This is a genomic window from Streptomyces aurantiogriseus (assembly GCF_014649375.1).
In the GTDB taxonomy this organism is placed as follows: Bacteria; Actinomycetota; Actinomycetes; order Streptomycetales; family Streptomycetaceae; genus Streptomyces; species Streptomyces aurantiogriseus.
Genome location: NZ_BMSX01000003.1, coordinates 67281 through 85126, shown reverse-complemented (window position 1 = coordinate 85126; position 17846 = coordinate 67281). Strand labels below are relative to the sequence as shown.

At 67.3% G+C, this 17846-nt stretch carries 27 protein-coding genes; 2 read left to right on the top strand and 25 right to left on the bottom strand.

Annotated features, from left to right (window positions below):
* Positions 1 to 178: 178 nt before the first annotated feature.
* Positions 179 to 691, bottom strand: a complete 513-nt coding sequence (rpsI, locus tag IE263_RS07005; RefSeq protein WP_019754544.1) for a 30S ribosomal protein S9 — start codon at positions 689 to 691, stop codon at positions 179 to 181.
* 44 nt (positions 692 to 735) lie between these two features.
* Positions 736 to 1179: a 50S ribosomal protein L13 gene (gene rplM, locus IE263_RS07000; RefSeq protein WP_137303147.1), complete on the bottom strand. Its 444-nt coding sequence runs from the start codon at positions 1177 to 1179 to the stop codon at positions 736 to 738.
* Positions 1180 to 1710: 531 nt separating this feature from the next.
* Between rplM and IE263_RS06995 the strand changes: the two genes are divergently transcribed.
* Complete coding sequence (locus tag IE263_RS06995; protein ID WP_189933379.1) at positions 1711 to 2586, top strand: hypothetical protein; 876 nt, start codon at positions 1711 to 1713, stop codon at positions 2584 to 2586.
* A 66-nt stretch (positions 2587 to 2652) separates the two neighbouring features.
* Entirely contained in the window at positions 2653 to 4686 is a 2034-nt protein-coding gene (locus tag IE263_RS48290; protein ID WP_268256004.1) for a glycosyl hydrolase family 28-related protein, read from the top strand.
* Positions 4687 to 4698: 12 nt separating this feature from the next.
* Here IE263_RS48290 and truA read toward each other — a convergent pair whose 3' ends face one another.
* The 23 genes from truA to rplP form a co-directional block, all read right to left on the bottom strand.
* The gene (gene truA, locus IE263_RS06985) at positions 4699 to 5556 is read right to left on the bottom strand and encodes a tRNA pseudouridine(38-40) synthase TruA (RefSeq protein WP_189933377.1); all 858 of its coding nucleotides are present in this window, start codon (positions 5554 to 5556) and stop codon (positions 4699 to 4701) included.
* A 74-nt stretch (positions 5557 to 5630) separates the two neighbouring features.
* Positions 5631 to 6170, bottom strand: a complete 540-nt coding sequence (gene rplQ / locus IE263_RS06980; RefSeq protein ID WP_189933375.1) for a 50S ribosomal protein L17 — start codon at positions 6168 to 6170, stop codon at positions 5631 to 5633.
* Positions 6171 to 6351: 181 nt separating this feature from the next.
* Entirely contained in the window at positions 6352 to 7374 is a 1023-nt protein-coding gene (locus tag IE263_RS06975; RefSeq protein ID WP_003966937.1) for a DNA-directed RNA polymerase subunit alpha, read from the bottom strand.
* Positions 7375 to 7627: 253 nt separating this feature from the next.
* On the bottom strand, positions 7628 to 8032 hold the full coding sequence (gene rpsK / locus IE263_RS06970; RefSeq protein ID WP_010354218.1) for a 30S ribosomal protein S11: 405 nt from the start codon (positions 8030 to 8032) through the stop codon (positions 7628 to 7630).
* 66 nt (positions 8033 to 8098) lie between these two features.
* A complete protein-coding gene (gene rpsM, locus IE263_RS06965) occupies positions 8099 to 8479 on the bottom strand; it encodes a 30S ribosomal protein S13 (RefSeq protein WP_055632357.1) in 381 nt (126 codons plus the stop codon).
* Positions 8480 to 8682: 203 nt separating this feature from the next.
* Positions 8683 to 8796: a 50S ribosomal protein L36 gene (rpmJ, locus tag IE263_RS06960; protein WP_004984509.1), complete on the bottom strand. Its 114-nt coding sequence runs from the start codon at positions 8794 to 8796 to the stop codon at positions 8683 to 8685.
* Positions 8797 to 8867: 71 nt separating this feature from the next.
* Positions 8868 to 9089 (bottom strand): translation initiation factor IF-1, encoded by a 222-nt coding sequence (gene infA, locus IE263_RS06955; RefSeq protein WP_003948620.1) that lies wholly within the window; start codon positions 9087 to 9089, stop codon positions 8868 to 8870.
* Positions 9090 to 9338: 249 nt separating this feature from the next.
* The gene (gene map, locus IE263_RS06950; protein ID WP_189933373.1) at positions 9339 to 10175 is read right to left on the bottom strand and encodes a type I methionyl aminopeptidase; all 837 of its coding nucleotides are present in this window, start codon (positions 10173 to 10175) and stop codon (positions 9339 to 9341) included.
* Between the two features lie 128 nt (positions 10176 to 10303).
* Positions 10304 to 10966: an adenylate kinase gene (locus tag IE263_RS06945; RefSeq protein ID WP_189933371.1), complete on the bottom strand. Its 663-nt coding sequence runs from the start codon at positions 10964 to 10966 to the stop codon at positions 10304 to 10306.
* A complete protein-coding gene (gene secY, locus IE263_RS06940; protein ID WP_189933369.1) occupies positions 10966 to 12279 on the bottom strand; it encodes a preprotein translocase subunit SecY in 1314 nt (437 codons plus the stop codon). Before secY ends, IE263_RS06945 begins: the two co-directional genes overlap by 1 nt.
* Positions 12280 to 12520: 241 nt before the next feature.
* Complete coding sequence (gene rplO, locus IE263_RS06935) at positions 12521 to 12976, bottom strand: 50S ribosomal protein L15 (protein WP_067018996.1); 456 nt, start codon at positions 12974 to 12976, stop codon at positions 12521 to 12523.
* A 2-nt stretch (positions 12977 to 12978) separates the two neighbouring features.
* Positions 12979 to 13161 carry a 50S ribosomal protein L30 gene (rpmD, locus tag IE263_RS06930; protein ID WP_009190145.1) on the bottom strand — a complete coding sequence of 61 codons (183 nt, stop codon included), beginning with the start codon at positions 13159 to 13161 and terminating at the stop codon, positions 12979 to 12981.
* 2 nt (positions 13162 to 13163) lie between these two features.
* On the bottom strand, positions 13164 to 13769 hold the full coding sequence (gene rpsE, locus IE263_RS06925; RefSeq protein WP_009190144.1) for a 30S ribosomal protein S5: 606 nt from the start codon (positions 13767 to 13769) through the stop codon (positions 13164 to 13166).
* 41 nt (positions 13770 to 13810) lie between these two features.
* A complete protein-coding gene (gene rplR / locus IE263_RS06920) occupies positions 13811 to 14194 on the bottom strand; it encodes a 50S ribosomal protein L18 (protein ID WP_189933367.1) in 384 nt (127 codons plus the stop codon).
* Between the two features lie 3 nt (positions 14195 to 14197).
* Positions 14198 to 14737: a 50S ribosomal protein L6 gene (gene rplF / locus IE263_RS06915; RefSeq protein ID WP_189933365.1), complete on the bottom strand. Its 540-nt coding sequence runs from the start codon at positions 14735 to 14737 to the stop codon at positions 14198 to 14200.
* Between the two features lie 24 nt (positions 14738 to 14761).
* Positions 14762 to 15160 carry a 30S ribosomal protein S8 gene (gene rpsH, locus IE263_RS06910; protein WP_014674378.1) on the bottom strand — a complete coding sequence of 133 codons (399 nt, stop codon included), beginning with the start codon at positions 15158 to 15160 and terminating at the stop codon, positions 14762 to 14764.
* A 212-nt stretch (positions 15161 to 15372) separates the two neighbouring features.
* A complete protein-coding gene (locus tag IE263_RS06905) occupies positions 15373 to 15558 on the bottom strand; it encodes a type Z 30S ribosomal protein S14 (RefSeq protein ID WP_003956452.1) in 186 nt (61 codons plus the stop codon).
* A 5-nt stretch (positions 15559 to 15563) separates the two neighbouring features.
* Positions 15564 to 16121, bottom strand: coding sequence for a 50S ribosomal protein L5 (gene rplE, locus IE263_RS06900; protein WP_016434630.1), 558 nt, complete (start codon positions 16119 to 16121; stop codon positions 15564 to 15566).
* Positions 16121 to 16444 carry a 50S ribosomal protein L24 gene (gene rplX, locus IE263_RS06895; RefSeq protein ID WP_055517275.1) on the bottom strand — a complete coding sequence of 108 codons (324 nt, stop codon included), beginning with the start codon at positions 16442 to 16444 and terminating at the stop codon, positions 16121 to 16123. The genes rplE and rplX overlap by 1 nt, the downstream gene beginning before the upstream one ends.
* Before the next feature lie 2 nt (positions 16445 to 16446).
* Positions 16447 to 16815 (bottom strand): 50S ribosomal protein L14, encoded by a 369-nt coding sequence (rplN, locus tag IE263_RS06890; RefSeq protein WP_003998823.1) that lies wholly within the window; start codon positions 16813 to 16815, stop codon positions 16447 to 16449.
* Between the two features lie 100 nt (positions 16816 to 16915).
* Positions 16916 to 17203, bottom strand: a complete 288-nt coding sequence (gene rpsQ / locus IE263_RS06885) for a 30S ribosomal protein S17 (protein WP_003992363.1) — start codon at positions 17201 to 17203, stop codon at positions 16916 to 16918.
* Positions 17203 to 17427, bottom strand: coding sequence for a 50S ribosomal protein L29 (rpmC, locus tag IE263_RS06880; protein WP_003974259.1), 225 nt, complete (start codon positions 17425 to 17427; stop codon positions 17203 to 17205). The genes rpsQ and rpmC overlap by 1 nt, the downstream gene beginning before the upstream one ends.
* Complete coding sequence (gene rplP, locus IE263_RS06875; protein ID WP_189933363.1) at positions 17427 to 17846, bottom strand: 50S ribosomal protein L16; 420 nt, start codon at positions 17844 to 17846, stop codon at positions 17427 to 17429. Before rplP ends, rpmC begins: the two co-directional genes overlap by 1 nt.

The following is a 17846-nucleotide window of genomic DNA, read 5'->3' as shown; positions in this document are numbered from 1 at the left end:
ATCCAGGCATTTGATGCCCTGAACATCCGATCACACAAGCCTTTGAGCACCTTGTGCCGTTATACGCCCACGACTGCGAGAAAACGAACGCCCCGACGGCACTGTGGCGTGCCGCCGGGGCGTTCGGAGTACGACGTACGAGCGACCAGGCCCGCGACGTACGAGCAGGCAGCGAGGCTTAGCGCTTGCTGTACTGCGGAGCCTTGCGGGCCTTCTTGAGACCGGCCTTCTTGCGCTCGACCGCACGGTCGTCGCGCTTGAGGAAGCCGGCCTTCTTCAGCGGGCCGCGGTTGTTGTCGACGTCCGCCTCGTTCAGCGCGCGAGCGACACCGAGACGGAGCGCACCGGCCTGACCGGAGACACCGCCACCGGCGATGCGGGCGACGACGTCGTAGCGGCCCTCGAGCTCGAGAACCTTGAACGGCTCGTTGACTTCCTGCTGGTGCACCTTGTTCGGGAAGTAGTCCTCGAGGGTGCGACCGTTGATCTTCCACTTGCCGGTGCCCGGGACGATCCGGACGCGGGCGATGGCGTTCTTGCGGCGACCCAGGCCGGCGGCCGGCTGGGGCTCGCCGAAGCGGGAGGCCAGGGACTCCGAGGTGTACTCGCCCTCGACGGGGACCTCGGACTCGGTGGTGTAGCTGTCGATGTCAAGCTCTTCGAGCGGCTGCTCGGCAGTGGTCTCGGCCACGGTTCTCCTCAGATTCTCTTCAGCTTGGGGTGGTGTGGCCGGACTTACTGCGCGACCTGGGTGATCTCGAACGGCTGCGGCTGCTGCGCGCCGTGCGGGTGCTGGTCACCCTTGTAGACCTTCAGCTTCGAGAGCATCTGACGGCCCAGCGAGTTCTTCGGGAGCATGCCCTTGACGGCCTTCTCGATGGCCTTCTCGGGGTTCTTGTCCAGCAGCTCGTCGTAGCGGACGGAACGCAGACCACCCGGGTAGCCGGAGTGGCGGTACGCCATCTTCTGGGTCCGCTTGTTGCCGGACAGGTGCACCTTGTCGGCGTTGATGATGATGACGAAGTCACCGGTGTCGACGTGGGGGGCGTAGATCGGCTTGTGCTTGCCGCGCAGGATGGAGGCGGCAGTGCTGGCGAGACGGCCCAGGACAACGTCCTGAGCGTCGATGACGTGCCACTGGCGCGTCACATCGCCGGGCTTGGGGCTGTACGTACGCACGGTTCGTAGCCTTCGCTTCTTCAGTGAATGGTCCTGACAGGTCACCGAAGACGATCACGACAGCCCAGACCGCACTGCGGTGACGCAAACCGCGTGCTGGTCGCTGGTCATCGGCCCGGTGGACCGGTGTAAGGGCCCGTCCCGTGAGAATGAGCAAGCCAATACACAACGAAGATGCAGGATACCCGTGCCGCAGGGGCGGGGTCAAAACGGGTCCGTCTCCGTACGACGACCCCGGTCGACGTACATCGCCGACCCACCGGTGGCCGCCGTGTCGTACGCCCTCGCCGCCCTGCTGCCGGGCCGGACGTGCCCATGCCAGTAGCGCGTCAGCAGCCGAGGTGGCCCGCGCCACATGTCCCGCCCTCGCACCGGACACCACCACACGCCCCCACCGCCGCGGCCAGGGAGAACGCCGCACCAAGCATCCGGAGACGCGATGTTTGCCCGTACTCATCCCCGGAACGCAAGGTGCTCCGGGGTCTGCCGGGGCGGAACAGCACAGCGCTTGCCACGTCTAAGATGCGGCCCATGAGCTATGGGCAGGGGGGACCTCAGTCCCAGTGGGATCCGTGGAAACCGAACTCCCAGCAGCCGTGGAGCAGCGGCGCCACGGACCCGACTCCGGACTGGGCCGCGCTGGCCGAGGCGTCCGAGACGCGCAACAAACGCCGTCGGCTGCTGTTCATAGGCGGGGGCGCGCTCGCGACGATCGGCATCGGCGCCGCCGTCGCCATGGCCGTGGTCTCGGCGAACGGTGAGGACGAGACGAACCGTCCGACCTCCTCGCTGCCCGCGACCGCCGACCTGCCGAGCGCGTCCGCCACCCCGTCCTTCGCCCCGACCAGCGCCCCGCCGCCACTGGACCCGAAGGAGTTCGTCTCCAGCAAGGCCAAGGACACCGCGCCCAACGGCCCGGACCTGCTCTTCCCGGGCACCCAGCTGACGATGGGCTCGACCGTCTACAAGAAGGCCGCGAAGGCCGACAGCACGAACTGCACCACCGGCGTCCAGGGCAGCCTCCCCAAGGTCCTGACCACCAACGACTGCACCCGCCTGATGCGTGTCACGTACACCAAGGACGGCATCGCGGTGACGGTCGGCGTGGCCGTCTTCGACACCGAGGCGCAGGCCCTCAAGGCCAAGGAGCAGGCCGACAAGAGCAGCTTCGTGAAGGCTCTGGCCGGCAGCGGCGTCAAGGCCTTCTGCAACGGCGCCGTCTGCCGCTCGACGACCAACTCCTACGGCCGCTACGCCTACTTCACCATCACCGGCTTCACCAACGGCAAGGACGTGACGACGAAGGACACGCAGGTCTTCACCGCCGGTGACGACCTCGCCGAGTTCACGTTCACGCAGATCCGCCGCCGCGGCGAGACCCAGGCGTCGGCCGCGGCGAACCAGTGACCGTACGAACAGGCGTGTGAGACCCTCCCCCCACCTGATCACCTTTGATCCCTGGGGGGACACGTCATGAGCAGCACGCCTCGCAGCTCCAGACGCCATCTGCTCGCGAGCGCCGCGGGCCTCTGCGGCGCCGCCCTCGCCACCACGATCGCCACCGCGGACGAGGCCGCCGCCGCGGACACCGGCGCGGGGTGGCTGAACGTCCGGGATCCGGCGTACGGGGCCCTGGGCGACGACAAGGCCGACGACGCCCCCGCCATCCAGAAGGCCATCGACGCGGCCGGGCAGGGCGGCACGGTCTACCTCCCGCCGGGCCGGTACCGGCTCGAGTCCCCGCTGAGGCTGAGCCTGGGCGTGACCCTCCGCGGTGACTGGAACCCGCACTTCCCCGACCGCACCTTCCTGGTCGACTCCTACCTCCGCCCGGCCTACGGCGGCCTCTTCGACGGCGACGCCCTGATCATCGTCGATCAGGCCCCGGTGCAGGACGCGTACTACAGGTCCGCCTACCGAGGCGGCCCGCGCCTGTACGGCCTCGCCCTGCGCGGCTGCTACGACGACCACAACCTGAAGGCCCAGAACAAGGCGGGCACCGGCATCGACGGCGTCCGCCTCAACCCCGGCGTCAAGGACGTCGGCATGGACAAGGTGACGATCTGGCGGTTCACCGGCCACGGCGTCAACGCCCAGAACGCGGCGGCCCTGCAGTTCAACCAGGTCCACTGCGTGGGCACCAACGGCCACGGCTTCACCTTCGGCGACGCCGCGGGCACCGGCGGCGGCCTGGTCGACGCCGACCTGTTCCAGTGCTACTCCCAGGGCAACCAGCTGCACGGTTACGACATCCTCAACCCCAACGCCGTCACCATGGTCGACTGCCGCGCCGAGTGGAACGTCCAGCACGGCTACCACATCACCGGCATCAACTACTCGATGGTGATGGTGGGTTGCAACACCGACCGCAGCGGCCAGGACGGCTTCCACCTCTCCACCGCCGCCGGCGGCCGCTTCCTCCAGCTCGTGGGCTGCCTGGCCAAGCGGGACGGCAGACTGGCCACCGCCACCTCCGCCGGCTTCCGCATCACCGGCGAAGCCGCCGAGGGCGTCGTCCTCACCGGCTGCTCCACCTCCACCGGCCGCGACGACGACAACGGGGGCGACTTCTCCCCCGCCTACGGCATCACCACCTCCGCCCTGAACTCCGCCAGCAGCGTCTCGGTCGTCGGCGGCGAGTACGTCGGCACGACGGCCCCCTTCAACGACGTCGGCGCGGTCGTCGTCCGCCACAGCGGCGTCACCGCGGGCACCCACACCACCACCGGCATCACCTGGGACAAGTCCGACGTCCACATGGTCTCCGGCGCCGCCGGAACCACCCGCGACGTGCAGTTCTGGTCCCGCGGCAAGAACCGCCGCTGGGCGCTGCGCGCCACCTCCGCCACCGAGTCCGGCACGGGCGACGGCTCCGACTTCGCCCTCGTACGCCACGGCGACGACGGCACCGCCCTCGACACACCGATCACCGTCAACCGCAGTAGCGGCCGCGTGACCCTCGGCCAGGAAGGCACGACCCCGGGCGTGGTCGTGAACGCCGCCGCCAGCCCGGGCCTGCACCTCGTCCAGACACGCGCCGCCGGCCAGGGCTACGCGGTCACCGGGAAGGACACCGCCTCCCGCGCCTTCCAGTCCCAGGTCACCGGCGACACGATCAACCGCTTCGCCATCGAGATCAACGGCACCCAGAGCTTCGGCCCGGGCGGCTCCACCGGCCGGGACACCACCTGGGGCCGCCTCGGCGCCGCTCAGATCGGCAGCACCGACTCCGACATCGTCGCGGGCCTCGCCGGCAAGGGCCTCAGGGTCAAGGAGGGCACCAACGCGAAGATGGGCACCCTCACCCTCAACGGCACCACCGCGGTCACCGTCCCCACCACCGCGGTCACGACCACCAGCCGCATCTTCCTGACGATCCAGTCCCCCGGCGGCACCCCGGCCGGTATCGCCTACGTCTCCGCCCGCACCCCGGGCACGTCCTTCAGCGTCAAGGGCGCCGCCGGCGACACCTCCACGGTGGCCTGGCTGATCGTCGACCCCGCCTAGCCGGCACGGGGATCAGCAGCACCCGGCCGTCCCGGGCAGCGTCCGCTTGTTCCGCGCCTCCTTGGTGCGGGCGGCCAGCAGCTCGTCGGCCGGGTAGCCGACCTCCTCCAGCGTCAGCCCGTGCGGCCGTACGACATGCACGGCCGAGTCCCGTACGCCCGCGGCGAGCACCTTCCCCGGCCAGTCCGGGGGCCGGTGCCCGTCCCCCACGAACAGCAGCGCCCCGATGAGTGAGCGCACCATGTTGTGGCAGAAGGCGTCGGCCCGCACGGTGGCGGTGATGATGCCGTCGGAGCCCTTCTCCAGGCTCAGCTCCTGCAGCGTACGAATGGTGGTCGCCCCTTCCCGCCGCTTGCAGTAGGCGGCGAAGTCGTGCTCGCCGAGCAGCCGCCGGGCCGCCTCGTTCATGGCGTCGACGTCGAGGGGCCAGTCGTGCCAGAGGACATGGTTGCGCAGCAGCGGATCGACGCCCCCGGGGTTGTCGGTGACCCGGTAGGCGTACCGCCGCCAGACCGCCGAGAACCGCGCGTTGAAGCCACTGGGAGCCTCCCTGAGCGCCCACACCCGCACGTCCCTGGGCAGCCGCCCGGCGAGCCGCTTGAGCAGCTTCTCGTGGTGCTCGCGCCAGACCGCCTCCGGCAGATCGACATGGGCGACCTGTCCCCGCGCGTGCACCCCGGCGTCCGTCCGCCCGGCCACGGTCAGCTCGTACGTCTCCCTCGACCGTGTGACGGTCCGCAGGGCGTCCTCGATCTCCCCCTGCACGGTCCGCCGTCCCCCGGCCTGCTTGGCCCACCCGGAGAACTCGCTCCCGTCGTAGGAAAGATCCAGCCGTACCCGCACGAACCCGGGCTCTACTTCGTCACTCACCCCTAGATCCTCTCAGGAACACGAAAGCGGGCCCGCCCCCCAGGGGGCGGACCCGCTCAACGCGAGGCAGAGCCTCAGGCGTCCTTGGACTCCTCGTCCTTGGACTCTTCGGCGGTGTCCTCGGCCTTGGCCTCGGCAGCGTCCTCGACGGTCTCCTCGGACTTGGCCTCGACGGCCTCCTCCTTCTTGAGAGCGTCTTCCTTGACGGCACGCTTGGTGGCCGCCTCGGCCTCACCGGTCGCCTGCTGCGCCACCGTCAGCGCCTCGACCAGCTCGATGACGGCCATGGGCGCGTTGTCGCCCCGGCGGTTACCGATCTTGGTGATGCGGGTGTAGCCACCCGGACGGTTCTCGTAGCGCGGGCCGATCTCGGTGAAGAGCGTGTGGACGACGCCCTTGTCCGTGATGACCTGGAGCACCTGACGGCGGTTGTGAAGGTCACCCTTCTTCGCCTTGGTGATCAGACGCTCGGCGTACGGCCGCAGACGGCGGGCCTTCGCCTCGGTGGTGGTGATACGGCCGTGCTCGAACAGCGACTTCGCGAGGTTCGCGAGGAGCAGCTTCTCGTGCGCGGCGCTGCCGCCCAGACGGGCACCCTTGGTGGGCTTCGGCATGGTTCTTCTCCTGTGTGTCTGCCCCGGCCGTATCAGGTACCGGGGTCAGTATCCGAGCAGGCGGTCGCCTGTCGGAGATCCGGGAGCAGCCCCGCAGGGGCGCTCCCGGAAGGGGCGCGGGGAACTGCGCGATCAAGCACAGCGCACCCGCACCCGAAAACGGACCGTCTGGCCCGAGCTCTCAGTACTGCTCGGTCTCGACGAAGCCCGCGTCCGCGTCGTCGTCGGCGCCAAAGGCGTCGGCCGCAGCGGTCGGGTCGAATCCGGGCGGGCTGTCCTTCAGGGCCAGGCCCATGCCGGCCAGCTTCGCCTTGACCTCGTCAATGGACTTCGCACCGAAGTTACGGATGTCCAGGAGGTCGGCCTCGCTGCGCGCAACCAGCTCACCCACGGAGTGGATGCCCTCACGCTTGAGGCAGTTGTACGACCGAACGGTGAGCTCCAGCTCCTCGATCGGCAGCGCCAGGTCGGCGGCAAGGGCGGCGTCCGTGGGGGACGGGCCCATGTCGATGCCCTCGGCGTCGATGTTCAGCTCGCGGGCGAGACCGAACAGCTCGACCAGCGTCTTACCGGCGGAGGCCATGGCGTCACGCGGACGCATCGCCTGCTTGGTCTCGACGTCGACGATCAGCTTGTCGAAGTCGGTGCGCTGCTCGACACGCGTGGCCTCGACCTTGTACGTGACCTTGAGAACCGGCGAGTAGATCGAGTCGACCGGGATACGGCCGATCTCCTGACCCACCTGCTTGTTCTGCACGGCGGAGACGTAACCGCGACCGCGCTCGACGGTCAGCTCCATCTCCAGCTTGCCCTTGCCGTTGAGCGTGGCGAGGACGAGGTCGGGGTTGTGCACCTCGACACCGGCCGGGGGCGCGATGTCGGCGGCGGTGACCAGACCCGGGCCCTGCTTGCGCAGGTACATCACGACCGGCTCGTCGTGCTCCGAGGAGACGACCAGCTGCTTGATGTTGAGGATCAGGTCGGTGACGTCCTCCTTGACGCCCGGCACGGTGGTGAACTCGTGCAGGACACCGTCGATGCGGATGCTGGTGACAGCCGCACCGGGGATGGAGGACAGCAGGGTCCGACGCAGGGAGTTGCCGAGGGTGTAACCGAAGCCCGGCTCCAGCGGCTCGATCACGAACCGGGAGCGGAACTCGTCGACGACCTCTTCGGTCAACGAGGGACGCTGAGCGATCAGCATGTGGTGATCAGATCCTTCATTCGTGGACGCCCGCTATTTGACGTCCGACGGAATCCGCACCCGTGAAAAGTGCGGGTACTGCAAGGGTACGGGCGGCACGGCCCGAGAGAGCCGTACCGCCCGAACCGAAAGCCGGTCGAAGCGACCGTACGTCAGACGCGACGACGCTTCGGCGGACGGCAACCGTACTGCGACATGTGGGGGATAACCCCCACACCCCCAGCCGGAAGCCGAGCCACGGTGAGCCGACGTGTCAGACGCGACGACGCTTCGGCGGACGGCAACCGTTGTGCGGGGTCGGGGTGACGTCCTGGATGGAGCCGACCTCGAGGCCCGTGGCCTGCAGGGAACGGATGGCGGTCTCACGACCGGCGCCCGGGCCCTTGACGAACACGTCGACCTTGCGCATGCCGTGCTCCTGGGCGCGGCGGGCAGCCGACTCGGCGGCCATCTGCGCGGCGAACGGCGTGGACTTGCGGGAGCCCTTGAAGCCGACGTGGCCGGCGGAGGCCCAGGAGATCACGTTGCCGGCCGGGTCCGTGATGGACACGATCGTGTTGTTGAACGTGCTCTTGATGTGCGCCTGGCCGTGCGCGACGTTCTTCTTTTCCTTGCGGCGCACCTTCTTGGCAGCGCCCTGACGTCCCTTGGGGGGCATCTCTAACTCCTACGGGAGGTGGTCGGTCCTACAGCGAAGACCGCTGGACGGCGAGTCCGCTGCGGACTACTTCTTGCCCGGCTTCTTCTTGCCGGCGATGGCGCGACGCGGGCCCTTGCGGGTGCGGGCGTTGGTGCTGGTGCGCTGACCGCGGACGGGCAGACCGCGACGGTGACGGAGACCCTGGTAGCAGCCGATCTCGACCTTGCGGCGGATGTCGGCCTGGATCTCGCGACGGAGGTCACCCTCGGTCTTGATGTTGTTGTCCACGTACTCGCGGATGGCGACCAGCTGCTCTTCGGTCAGGTCGCGAACACGGGTGTTCGGGTCGACGCCGGTCGCAGCCAGCGTCTCCTGCGAGAGGGTCCGGCCGATGCCGAACACGTAGGTGAGGGCGACCTCCACGCGCTTGTCGCGCGGGATGTCAACACCGGAAACGCGTGCCATTCAATGGCTCCTGGTGATCTTCGGAGGTCTTCCGCAGAACCGGCTCCCAGCCGCCGTACGAGGTACGAACTGGGTCCCCGGCCTCCGAACCGGGGGTGTCAGGCAAGAAAAAACCCCCGCCTGGGTCCTGCGTATGAACATATTCAGCTCGCGTCGCGCGAAGTCTCTGCGATATCGATGCAGAGGGTGTGATCTGTGTGCGATCAGCCCTGGCGCTGCTTGTGGCGCGGGTTCTCGCAAATGATCATGACCCGACCGTGACGGCGGATCACCCTGCACTTGTCGCAGATCTTCTTGACGCTCGGCTTGACCTTCATGGGATGTGAGGTTCTCCGGGTCAGTTGCCGGCCGCCCCGCGCACAGGGAGGGCACGGGGCCTGGGCAAGATCTACTTGTACCGGTAGACGATCCGGCCACGCGTCAGGTCGTACGGAGACAGCTCCACCACGACCCGGTCGTCAGGGAGGATGCGGATGTAGTGCATACGCATCTTGCCGCTGATGTGTGCCAGGACCTGGTGGCCGTTCTGGAGCTCGACCTTGAACATGGCGTTCGGCAGAGACTCGACGACAGTGCCCTCGATCTCGATGGCACCTTGCTTCTTGGCCACGCTTCGCCCTTCGAATCGACTACCTTGATCGACTCCTGGGCTTTCCCTTACGGGCGCATGCAGACATGCGGGTGCACAAGAGCCGACGAGTCAGTCTACGTCAGCGCACCCGGAAACACGAATCGGGAAAGCCTGCCCCACGGGGGAGATCATTAAGCGGCGAACTCAGCACGTCCGGCGTTCGTGGATTCAGGGCAGGGGCGGCGGGGGCGAGAACAACCGGGCCCCGCCCAACCCCGCCGGGAAACCTCAGGCCAGCGGATCCGGCGCAGCCACGATCCCGTGCTCCGCCAGCTTCGCCTTGCCCCCGTCGGGCGCCGTCAGCACCAGCGGGCCCTGTTCGGTCAGCGCGACCGAGTGCTCCCAGTGCGAGGACCAGGTGCCGTCCGTCGTGATGACGGTCCAGTCGTCCTCCAGGACCTCCGTCTTCGGCGTGCCCAGGGACACCATCGGCTCGATGGCGAGGCAGAAGCCGGGGACCAGCCTCGGGCCCTTGCCCCGCCGGCGGTCGACGTAGTTCAGCAGGTGGGGGTCCATGTGCATCTCGGTGCCGATGCCATGGCCGCCGTAGTCCTCGATGATGCCGTAGCGGCCGCCGCCGGGCTTCGGCTGGCGGCGGATGTACGTCTCGATGGCGCGGGAGACGTCGACGAGCCGGTTGCCCTGCTTCATGGCCGCGATGCCGGCCCACATCGACTCCTCGGTCACCCGGGAGAGCTCGATCAGCTCCGGGGCGTGACCGGAGCCGACGAAGGCGGTGTAGGCGGCGTCGCCGTGCCAGCCGTCGACGATCGCGCCGCAGTCGATGGAGATGATGTCCCCGTCCTTGAGGACGACCTCGTCGGAGGGGATGCCGTGGACGACGACGTCGTTCACGGAGGTGCAGATCGTCGCGGGGAAGCCGCCGTAGCCCAGGAAGTTCGACTTCGCGCCGTTCTCCGCGAGCACCTTGCGCGCGACCTCGTCCAGATCCTTGGTCGTCGCCCCCGGCACGGCCGCTTCCCGCGTCGCCGCGTGGATGGCGGCGACGACCAGCCCCGCCGCACGCATCTTGGCGATCTGCTCGGGGTTCTTGATCTGCACCATGGGGACTACGGCCTTTCTTGGACCGGTGACAGTACGACGAACGCTTCAACGATACGGGGGAACCGAACGCCCCCACACAGCAGCCGCGGCCCCTCGAAAGGAACCGCGGCTGCTTCGGACCCACCCGACTACTGGTCGTCGCCCTCGCGCTTGAGCGCGGCCAGAGCGCGGGTCGTGACCTCCTCCACCGGGCCCATGGCCTCGATGGTCACGACCAGGCCCTGGGCCTTGTAGTAGTCGATGATCGGCTCGGTCTGCGTGTGGTAGACCTCCAGCCGCGTACGGACCGTCTCCTCGGAGTCGTCGTCCCGCTGGTACAGCTCACCGCCGCAGACGTCGCAGACGCCCTCCTTCGCCGGCTTCTTGTACGTCACGTGGAAGACGTGCGAGGAGTCGTTGCGGCAGATGCGCCGGCCGGCGATCCGCTTGACGACCTCCTCCTCGGGGGCCTCCAGGTCCAGTACCGCGTCCAGCTTGATGCCCTCGGTCGTGAGGAGCTCGTCCAGCGCCTCGGCCTGCGAGACATTGCGCGGGAAACCGTCCAGCAGGAAGCCGCCCTCGGCGTCCGGCTGCTCCATGCGGTCCTTGGCCATGGCGATGGTCACCTCGTCGGGGACGAGGTTGCCGGCGTCCATGTAGGACTTCGCGAGTTTCCCGAGCTCCGTCTGCTGGCTGATGTTGGCGCGGAAAAGGTCGCCCGTGGAGATGTGCGGAACGCGCAGTTTCTCGGCCAGGCGGGTGGCCTGCGTTCCCTTTCCGGCACCCGGCGGCCCGACGAGGACGATACGCATCAGCGGAGGAACCCTTCGTAATTGCGCTGCTGGAGCTGGCTCTCGATCTGCTTCACCGTCTCGAGACCGACACCCACGATGATCAGGATGCTGGTACCACCGAACGGGAAGTTCTGGTTTGCCCCGAAACCAGCCAACGCCATCGTCGGCACGAGAGCGATCAGACCCAAGTACAGCGAGCCCGGCCAAGTGATCCGGTTGAGCACGTAGGAAAGGTACTCAGCGGTCGGTCGGCCAGCCCGGATGCCCGGGATGAAGCCACCATACTTCTTCATGTTGTCGGCGACTTCCTCGGGGTTGAAGGAGATCGCGACATAGAAGAAGGCGAAGAAAACGATCAGCAGGAAGTACGAAGCGATGTAGTACGGGTGGTCGCCCGTGACCAGATGCTGTTCGATCCAGGTCTTCCAGCCCGACGTTTCACTGGAGAACTGCGCGACCAGTGCCGGGATGTAGAGCAGCGACGAGGCGAAGATGACGGGGATGACACCCGCCTGGTTGACCTTCAGCGGGATGTACGTCGAGGTACCGCCGTAGGACCGGCGGCCGATCATGCGCTTCGCGTACTGCACGGGGATACGGCGCTGGGCCTGCTCGACGAAGACCACCAGGGCGACCATGACCAGGCCGACCAGGATGACCGTGCCGAACTCGATCCAGCCGTCCGCCAGGGTGCCCTGCTTCTTGATGGCCCACAGCGCGGAGGGGAAGGTGGCGGCGATCGAGATGAACATCAGGATCGACATGCCGTTGCCGACACCGCGGTCGGTGATGAGCTCACCGAGCCACATGACGACGGCCGTACCGGCGGTCATGCAGATGACCATGACGATGGTGGTGAAGATCGCGCGGTCCGGCACGATCTGGCCGGCCACGGTGCAGCCCGAGAACAGGGCGCCGCTGCGGGCGGTGGCCACCAGGCCGGTGCCCTGCAGGATGGCGAGCGCCACCGTGAGGTAACGGGTGTACTGCGTGATCTTCGCCGTACCGGCCTGGCCCTCCTTCTTCAGGGCTTCCAGGCGCGGGATGACCACGGTCAGCAGCTGAAGGATGATGCTCGCCGTGATGTACGGCATGATGCCCAGCGCGAAGACCGTGATCTGCAGCAGCGCGCCGCCGCTGAACATGTTGACCAGCCCGAAGAGGCCCTGGTTGCCGGACGCCTCGTCCACGCACTGCTGGACGGACTTGTAGTCGACACCCGGGATCGGGATGTGGGTGCCGACCCGGTAGACCACGATGATGCCGAGCGTGAAGAGCAGCTTCTTGCGCAGGTCGGGCGTCTTGAACGCCCGGGCGAACGCGGTGAGCACGGTGCCTCCTGCGACCCCCGCGCATCTGCGTCAAGGGTGACGGTCTTGAGGAATAAGAACAACGACATGTGTAACGGTCCACTGCCGCTCAAGGTGCCCCATGGGAAGCGCCTTGTGAAAGTGGGCAGTGCAGGCCACCTTACCGGCGACACAGCCGCCCTAGGAACGACCGACCGGGGATACCCCATTTGTGGAGTATCCCCGGTCGGGATCGTTCAGGTCATCGAGACGCCTGCGGTGTTCAGACGAGCTCGGTGACGGTACCGCCGGCGGCGGTGATCTTCTCCTTGGCGGAGCCGGAGACGGCGTCGACCGTCACCTGCAGCGCCACGGAGATCTCGCCCTGGCCGAGGACCTTGACGAGGCTGTTCTTGCGCACGGCACCCTTGGCCACGAGACCCTCGACCGTGACCTCGCCACCCTCGGGGTAGAGCGCGGCCAGCTTGTCGAGGTTCACGACCTGGTACTCGGTCTTGAACGGGTTCTTGAAGCCCTTCAGCTTCGGGAGGCGCATGTGCAGCGGCATCTGGCCACCCTCGAAGCGCTCCGGAACCTGGTAGCGGGCCTTCGTGCCCTTGGTACCACGACCGGCCGTCTTACCCTTCGACGCCTCACCACGACCGACACGGGTCTTGGCGGTCTTGGCGCCCGGGGCGGGACGGAGGTTGTGGATCTTGAGCGGGTTGTTCTCCGCCATGATCAGTCGACCTCCTCGACCGTCACGAGGTGGCGGACGGTGTGCACCATGCCGCGGAACTCGGGGCGGTCCTCCTTGACGACCACGTCACCCAGGCGCTTGAGGCCCAGGGAACGCAGGGTGTCGCGGTGGTTCTGCTTGCTGCCGATGTAGGACTTCGTCTGCGTGATCTTGAGCTGCGCCATGATTACGCACCCGCCCCGGCACGCGCACGCAGCAGGGCCGCGGGGGCGACGTCCTCGAGCGGCAGACCACGGCGGGCCGCGATCTCCTCGGGACGCTGCAGACCCTTCAGGGCCTCCACGGTCGCGTGCACGATGTTGATCGCGTTGTCGGAGCCGAGCGACTTCGACAGCACGTCGTGGATACCGGCGCACTCGAGCACGGCACGCACCGGACCACCGGCGATAACACCGGTACCCGGGGACGCGGGCTTGAGCAGCACGACGCCGGCAGCCTTCTCACCCTGGATCGGGTGCGGGATGGTGCCCTGGATACGGGGGACCTTGAAGAAGTGCTTCTTGGCCTCCTCAACGCCCTTGGCGATGGCGGCCGGCACCTCCTTGGCCTTGCCGTAACCGACACCCACGGTGCCGTCACCGTCGCCCACCACGACCAGCGCGGTGAAGCTGAAGCGACGACCACCCTTCACAACCTTGGCGACGCGGTTGATCGCGACGACGCGCTCAACGTACGCGGTCTTCTCGGCGGCAGCAGCGCCGCCGTCACGGCCCTTCCGGTCCCGCCGCTCGCCGCCACCGGCACCGCCACCGCGGCGCTGGGGTCCAGCCATTGGAATTACCTCTCTCTGTTTCCGCTAGCTACGGAACCGGCTCAGAACTTGAGCCCGGCCTCGCGGGCGGCGTCCGCCAGGGCGGCGATGCGCCCGGCGTACTGGTTACCACCACGGTCGAACACGACGGCCTCGACACCGGCGGCCTTGGCACGCTCGGCGACCAGGGCGCCGACCTGCTTGGCCTGCGTGGACTTGTCGCCCTCGCCACCGCGGATCGAAGCGTCCAGGGTGGACGCCGACGCCAGGGTGTGGCCCTTCAGGTCGTCGATCACCTGCGCCACGATGTGGCGGTTGGAGCGGGTCACGACGAGACGGGGACGCTCCGCCGTACCGTTGATCCGCTTGCGGATCCGGATGTGACGGCGCTTGATCGCGGCGCGCTTGTAGGCGTCGCCCTTCAGGATCTTCTGCCCGTATGCCATGGCTTACTTACCCGCCTTTCCGACCTTGCGGCGGATGACTTCGCCCTCGTACTTGACGCCCTTGGCCTTGTACGGGTCAGGCTTGCGCAGCTTGCGGATGTTGGCCGCAACCTCGCCGACCTTCTGCTTGTCGATGCCCTCGACCTGGAAGCGGGTCGGGGTCTCCACCTTGAAGGTGATGCCCTCGGGGGCCTCGACCAGGATCGGGTGGCTGTAACCGAGCGCGAACTCGAGGTTCGAGCCCTTGGCGGTCACGCGGTAACCGACACCGCTGATCTCGAGCTTCTTCACGTAACCCTGGGTCACGCCGGTGATCATGTTCGCCACCAGCGTGCGGGAGAGGCCGTGCAGGGCCTTGCTCTGACGCTCGTCGTTGGGGCGGGTCACCTGCAGGGTGCCGTCCTCGCCCTTGGCGATGTCGATCGGAGCAGCAACCGTGTGGGTCAGCGAGCCCTTGGGGCCCTTGACCGACACGGTGCGGCCGTCGATGGTGACGTCCACGCCGGCGGGAACCGCGATGGGGAGCTTGCCGATGCGCGACATAGCTGTTTCCTCCGTTCCCTTCTGCTACCAGACGTAGGCGAGGACTTCCCCACCCACGCCCTTCTTGCCGGCCTGCTTGTCGGTGAGGAGCCCGTGGGACGTGGAGATGATCGCCACGCCGAGGCCGCCGAGCACCTTCGGCAGGTTGGTGGACTTCGCGTACACCCGGAGACCGGGCTTGGAGATCCGCTTGATGCCCGCGATGGAGCGCTCACGGTTCGGGCCGAACTTCAGCTCGAGAACGAGGTTCTTGCCGACCTCGGCGTCCTCGACCTTCCAGCCCGTGATGAAGCCCTCCTGCTGGAGGATCTCCGCGATGTGCGACTTGATCTTGGAGTGCGGCATCGACACCGAGTCGTGGTACGCCGAGTTCGCGTTCCGCAGACGCGTCAGCATGTCTGCGATCGGATCAGTCATGGTCATGAATTGGCCTGTGGCCTCTCTCGCCGGGGTTTCCTGGTGCGCCATCCCTCTCCCCGATCCGAGACGGGACGGGTGCGGCGCGGTGGACCTACGGCGTAGTAAGTCGTACGGGCGCGACAGGCGCCCAACCCCACAAGCCTAAGGCATGCGGAGGTGGGCCCCTGTCCACCCAGTTGCTTACCGAGAGCCTGAGGAATCCCTGAAAGCGGGGATTACCAGGAGCTCTTGGTCACGCCCGGCAGCTCGCCACGGTGAGCCATCTCACGAAGGCACACGCGGCAGAGGCCGAACTTGCGGTACACGGAGTGCGGACGGCCGCAGCGCTGGCAGCGGGTGTACGCGCGCACACCGAACTTGGGCTTGCGAGCAGCCTTAGCGATCAGAGCCTTCTTCGCCATCTCGCTCACGCCTCCTTGAACGGGAAGCCGAGGTGACGAAGGAGCGCGCGGCCCTCAGCGTCGTTGGTCGCCGTGGTGACCACGGTGATGTCCATACCCCGGACACGGTCGATCTTGTCCTGGTCGATCTCGTGGAACATGACCTGCTCCGTGAGACCGAAGGTGTAGTTGCCACGGCCGTCGAACTGCTTGGGGGACAGGCCGCGGAAGTCGCGGATGCGCGGGAGCGCGAGCGACAGGGTGCGGTCCAGGAACTCCCACATGCGGTCGCCACGGAGCGTGACGTGGGCACCGATCGGCTGACCCTCACGCAGCTTGAACTGCGCGATGGACTTGCGGGCCTTGGTGACGGCCGGCTTCTGACCGGTGATCGTGGTGAGGTCGCGGATGGCGCCCTCGATCAGCTTGGAGTCGCGAGCGGCGTCGCCCACACCCATGTTGACCACGATCTTGACGAGGCCGGGGATCTGCATGACGTTCTCGTACTTGAACTCGTCACGCAGCTTGCCCGCGATCTCCTCGCGGTACTTCTGCTTCAGACGCGGAGTGGTGGTGGTAGCCATCAGATGTCCTCACCCGTCCGCTTGGCAACGCGGATCTTGTTGCCCTCGTCGTCGAAGCGGTAACCGACACGCGTGACGACCTTCTTGCCGTCCTTCTCCACGACCAGCTGGACGTTGGACACGTGGATCGGGGCCTCGGTGGTCACGATGCCGCCGGCCTGGGAGCCCTTGGCGGTCGGACCGGCCTTCGTGTGCTTCTTGACCCGGTTGACACCCTCGACCAGGACGCGGTCCTCGCGGGGGAAGGCCGCGATGACCTTGCCCTGCTTGCCCTTGTCCTTACCGGTGATGACCTGGACCAGGTCGCCCTTCTTGATCTTCATGCTTACAGCACCTCCGGCGCGAGCGAGATGATCTTCATGAACTTCTTCTCGCGCAGCTCACGGCCGACCGGGCCGAAGATGCGGGTGCCGCGAGGGTCGCCGTCGTTCTTCAGAATGACGGCGGCGTTCTCGTCGAAGCGGATGTACGAGCCGTCCGGACGACGGCGCTCCTTGACGGTGCGAACGATGACGGCCTTGACGACGTCACCCTTCTTCACGTTGCCACCGGGGATCGCGTCCTTGACGGTGGCGACGATGACGTCACCGATGCCCGCGTAGCGGCGACCGGAGCCACCGAGCACACGGATGCAAAGGATTTCCTTCGCACCAGTGTTGTCGGCGACACGCAGTCGCGACTCCTGCTGGATCACGTCTATCTCCTGTTTGTCTGCCGGTTCCCCGGGGGCCGCTCAGTGAGCGGACCCCCGGAGCCTGGCGGAACTGTCCTGCGAGGGGTGCCCCGCAGGAGAATTACTTGGCCTTCTCGAGGATCTCGACGACGCGCCAGCGCTTCGTCGCGGACAGCGGCCGGGTCTCCATGAGGAGGACGCGGTCGCCGACACCCGCGGCGTTCTGCTCGTCGTGCGCCTTGAGCTTGTTCGTACGGCGGATGACCTTGCCGTACAGCGCGTGCTTGACGCGGTCCTCGACGGCGACGACGACGGTCTTGTCCATCTTGTCGCTGACGACGAGACCCTCACGGGTCTTGCGGAAGCCGCGGGCCTCTGCAGTCTGCTCAGTCACGTTGCTCTCACTCATCAGGCGCTCTCCACCGTCTCGATGCCCAGCTCGCGCTCACGCATCAGGGTGTAGATCCGCGCGATGTCCTTACGGACGGCCTTCAGCCGACCGTGGTTCTCGAGCTGACCGGTCGCCGCCTGGAAGCGGAGGTTGAACAGCTCTTCCTTGGCCTCGCGGAGCTTCGCCAGAAGCTCCTCGTTGCCCAGCTCGCGCAGCTCGGACGCCTTGGTACCGGCCGACATCACGCTTCACCTGCCTCGCGCTTGACGATCCGGCACTTCATCGGCAGCTTGTGGGCCGCACGGGTCAGCGCCTCACGGGCGATCTTCTCGTTGGGGTACGACAGCTCGAACATCACACGTCCGGGCTTGACGTTCGCGATCCACCACTCCGGAGAACCCTTACCGGAACCCATGCGGGTCTCGGCGGGCTTCTTGGTGAGCGGACGGTCCGGGTAGATGTTGATCCAGACCTTGCCACCACGCTTGATGTGACGCGTCATGGCGATACGAGCGGCCTCGATCTGACGGTTCGTCACATACGCCGGGGTGAGCGCCTGGATGCCGTACTCGCCGAACGCAACCGTCGTGCCACCCTTGGCAGCGCCGGTGCGCTTGGGGTGGTGCTGCTTGCGGTGCTTGACCCTACGGGGGATCAGCAT

Excerpts from the sequence above, each read along its gene's own strand:
- IE263_RS06995 (WP_189933379.1), top strand. The coding sequence starts at position 1,711 with ATGAGCTATGGGCAGGGGGGACCTCAGTCCCAGTGGGATCCGTGGAAA.
- IE263_RS48290 (WP_268256004.1), top strand. The coding sequence starts at position 2,653 with ATGAGCAGCACGCCTCGCAGCTCCAGACGCCATCTGCTCGCGAGCGCC.
- rplQ (WP_189933375.1), bottom strand. The coding sequence starts at position 6,170 with ATGCCGAAGCCCACCAAGGGTGCCCGTCTGGGCGGCAGCGCCGCGCAC.
- IE263_RS06975 (WP_003966937.1), bottom strand. The coding sequence starts at position 7,374 with ATGCTGATCGCTCAGCGTCCCTCGTTGACCGAAGAGGTCGTCGACGAG.
- rpsK (WP_010354218.1), bottom strand. The coding sequence starts at position 8,032 with ATGCCCCCCAAGGGACGTCAGGGCGCTGCCAAGAAGGTGCGCCGCAAG.
- rpsM (WP_055632357.1), bottom strand. The coding sequence starts at position 8,479 with ATGGCACGCGTTTCCGGTGTTGACATCCCGCGCGACAAGCGCGTGGAG.
- rpmJ (WP_004984509.1), bottom strand. The coding sequence starts at position 8,796 with ATGAAGGTCAAGCCGAGCGTCAAGAAGATCTGCGACAAGTGCAGGGTG.
- map (WP_189933373.1), bottom strand. The coding sequence starts at position 10,175 with ATGGTGCAGATCAAGAACCCCGAGCAGATCGCCAAGATGCGTGCGGCG.
- IE263_RS06945 (WP_189933371.1), bottom strand. The coding sequence starts at position 10,966 with ATGCGTATCGTCCTCGTCGGGCCGCCGGGTGCCGGAAAGGGAACGCAG.
- rplO (WP_067018996.1), bottom strand. The coding sequence starts at position 12,976 with ATGGCGGAGAACAACCCGCTCAAGATCCACAACCTCCGTCCCGCCCCG.
- rpmD (WP_009190145.1), bottom strand. The coding sequence starts at position 13,161 with ATGGCGCAGCTCAAGATCACGCAGACGAAGTCCTACATCGGCAGCAAG.
- rpsE (WP_009190144.1), bottom strand. The coding sequence starts at position 13,769 with ATGGCTGGACCCCAGCGCCGCGGTGGCGGTGCCGGTGGCGGCGAGCGG.
- rplR (WP_189933367.1), bottom strand. The coding sequence starts at position 14,194 with ATGGCATACGGGCAGAAGATCCTGAAGGGCGACGCCTACAAGCGCGCC.
- rplF (WP_189933365.1), bottom strand. The coding sequence starts at position 14,737 with ATGTCGCGCATCGGCAAGCTCCCCATCGCGGTTCCCGCCGGCGTGGAC.
- rpsH (WP_014674378.1), bottom strand. The coding sequence starts at position 15,160 with ATGACCATGACTGATCCGATCGCAGACATGCTGACGCGTCTGCGGAAC.
- IE263_RS06905 (WP_003956452.1), bottom strand. The coding sequence starts at position 15,558 with ATGGCGAAGAAGGCTCTGATCGCTAAGGCTGCTCGCAAGCCCAAGTTC.
- rplE (WP_016434630.1), bottom strand. The coding sequence starts at position 16,121 with ATGGCTACCACCACCACTCCGCGTCTGAAGCAGAAGTACCGCGAGGAG.
- rplX (WP_055517275.1), bottom strand. The coding sequence starts at position 16,444 with ATGAAGATCAAGAAGGGCGACCTGGTCCAGGTCATCACCGGTAAGGAC.
- rpsQ (WP_003992363.1), bottom strand. The coding sequence starts at position 17,203 with ATGAGTGAGAGCAACGTGACTGAGCAGACTGCAGAGGCCCGCGGCTTC.
- rpmC (WP_003974259.1), bottom strand. The coding sequence starts at position 17,427 with ATGTCGGCCGGTACCAAGGCGTCCGAGCTGCGCGAGCTGGGCAACGAG.
- rplP (WP_189933363.1), bottom strand. The coding sequence starts at position 17,846 with ATGCTGATCCCCCGTAGGGTCAAGCACCGCAAGCAGCACCACCCCAAG.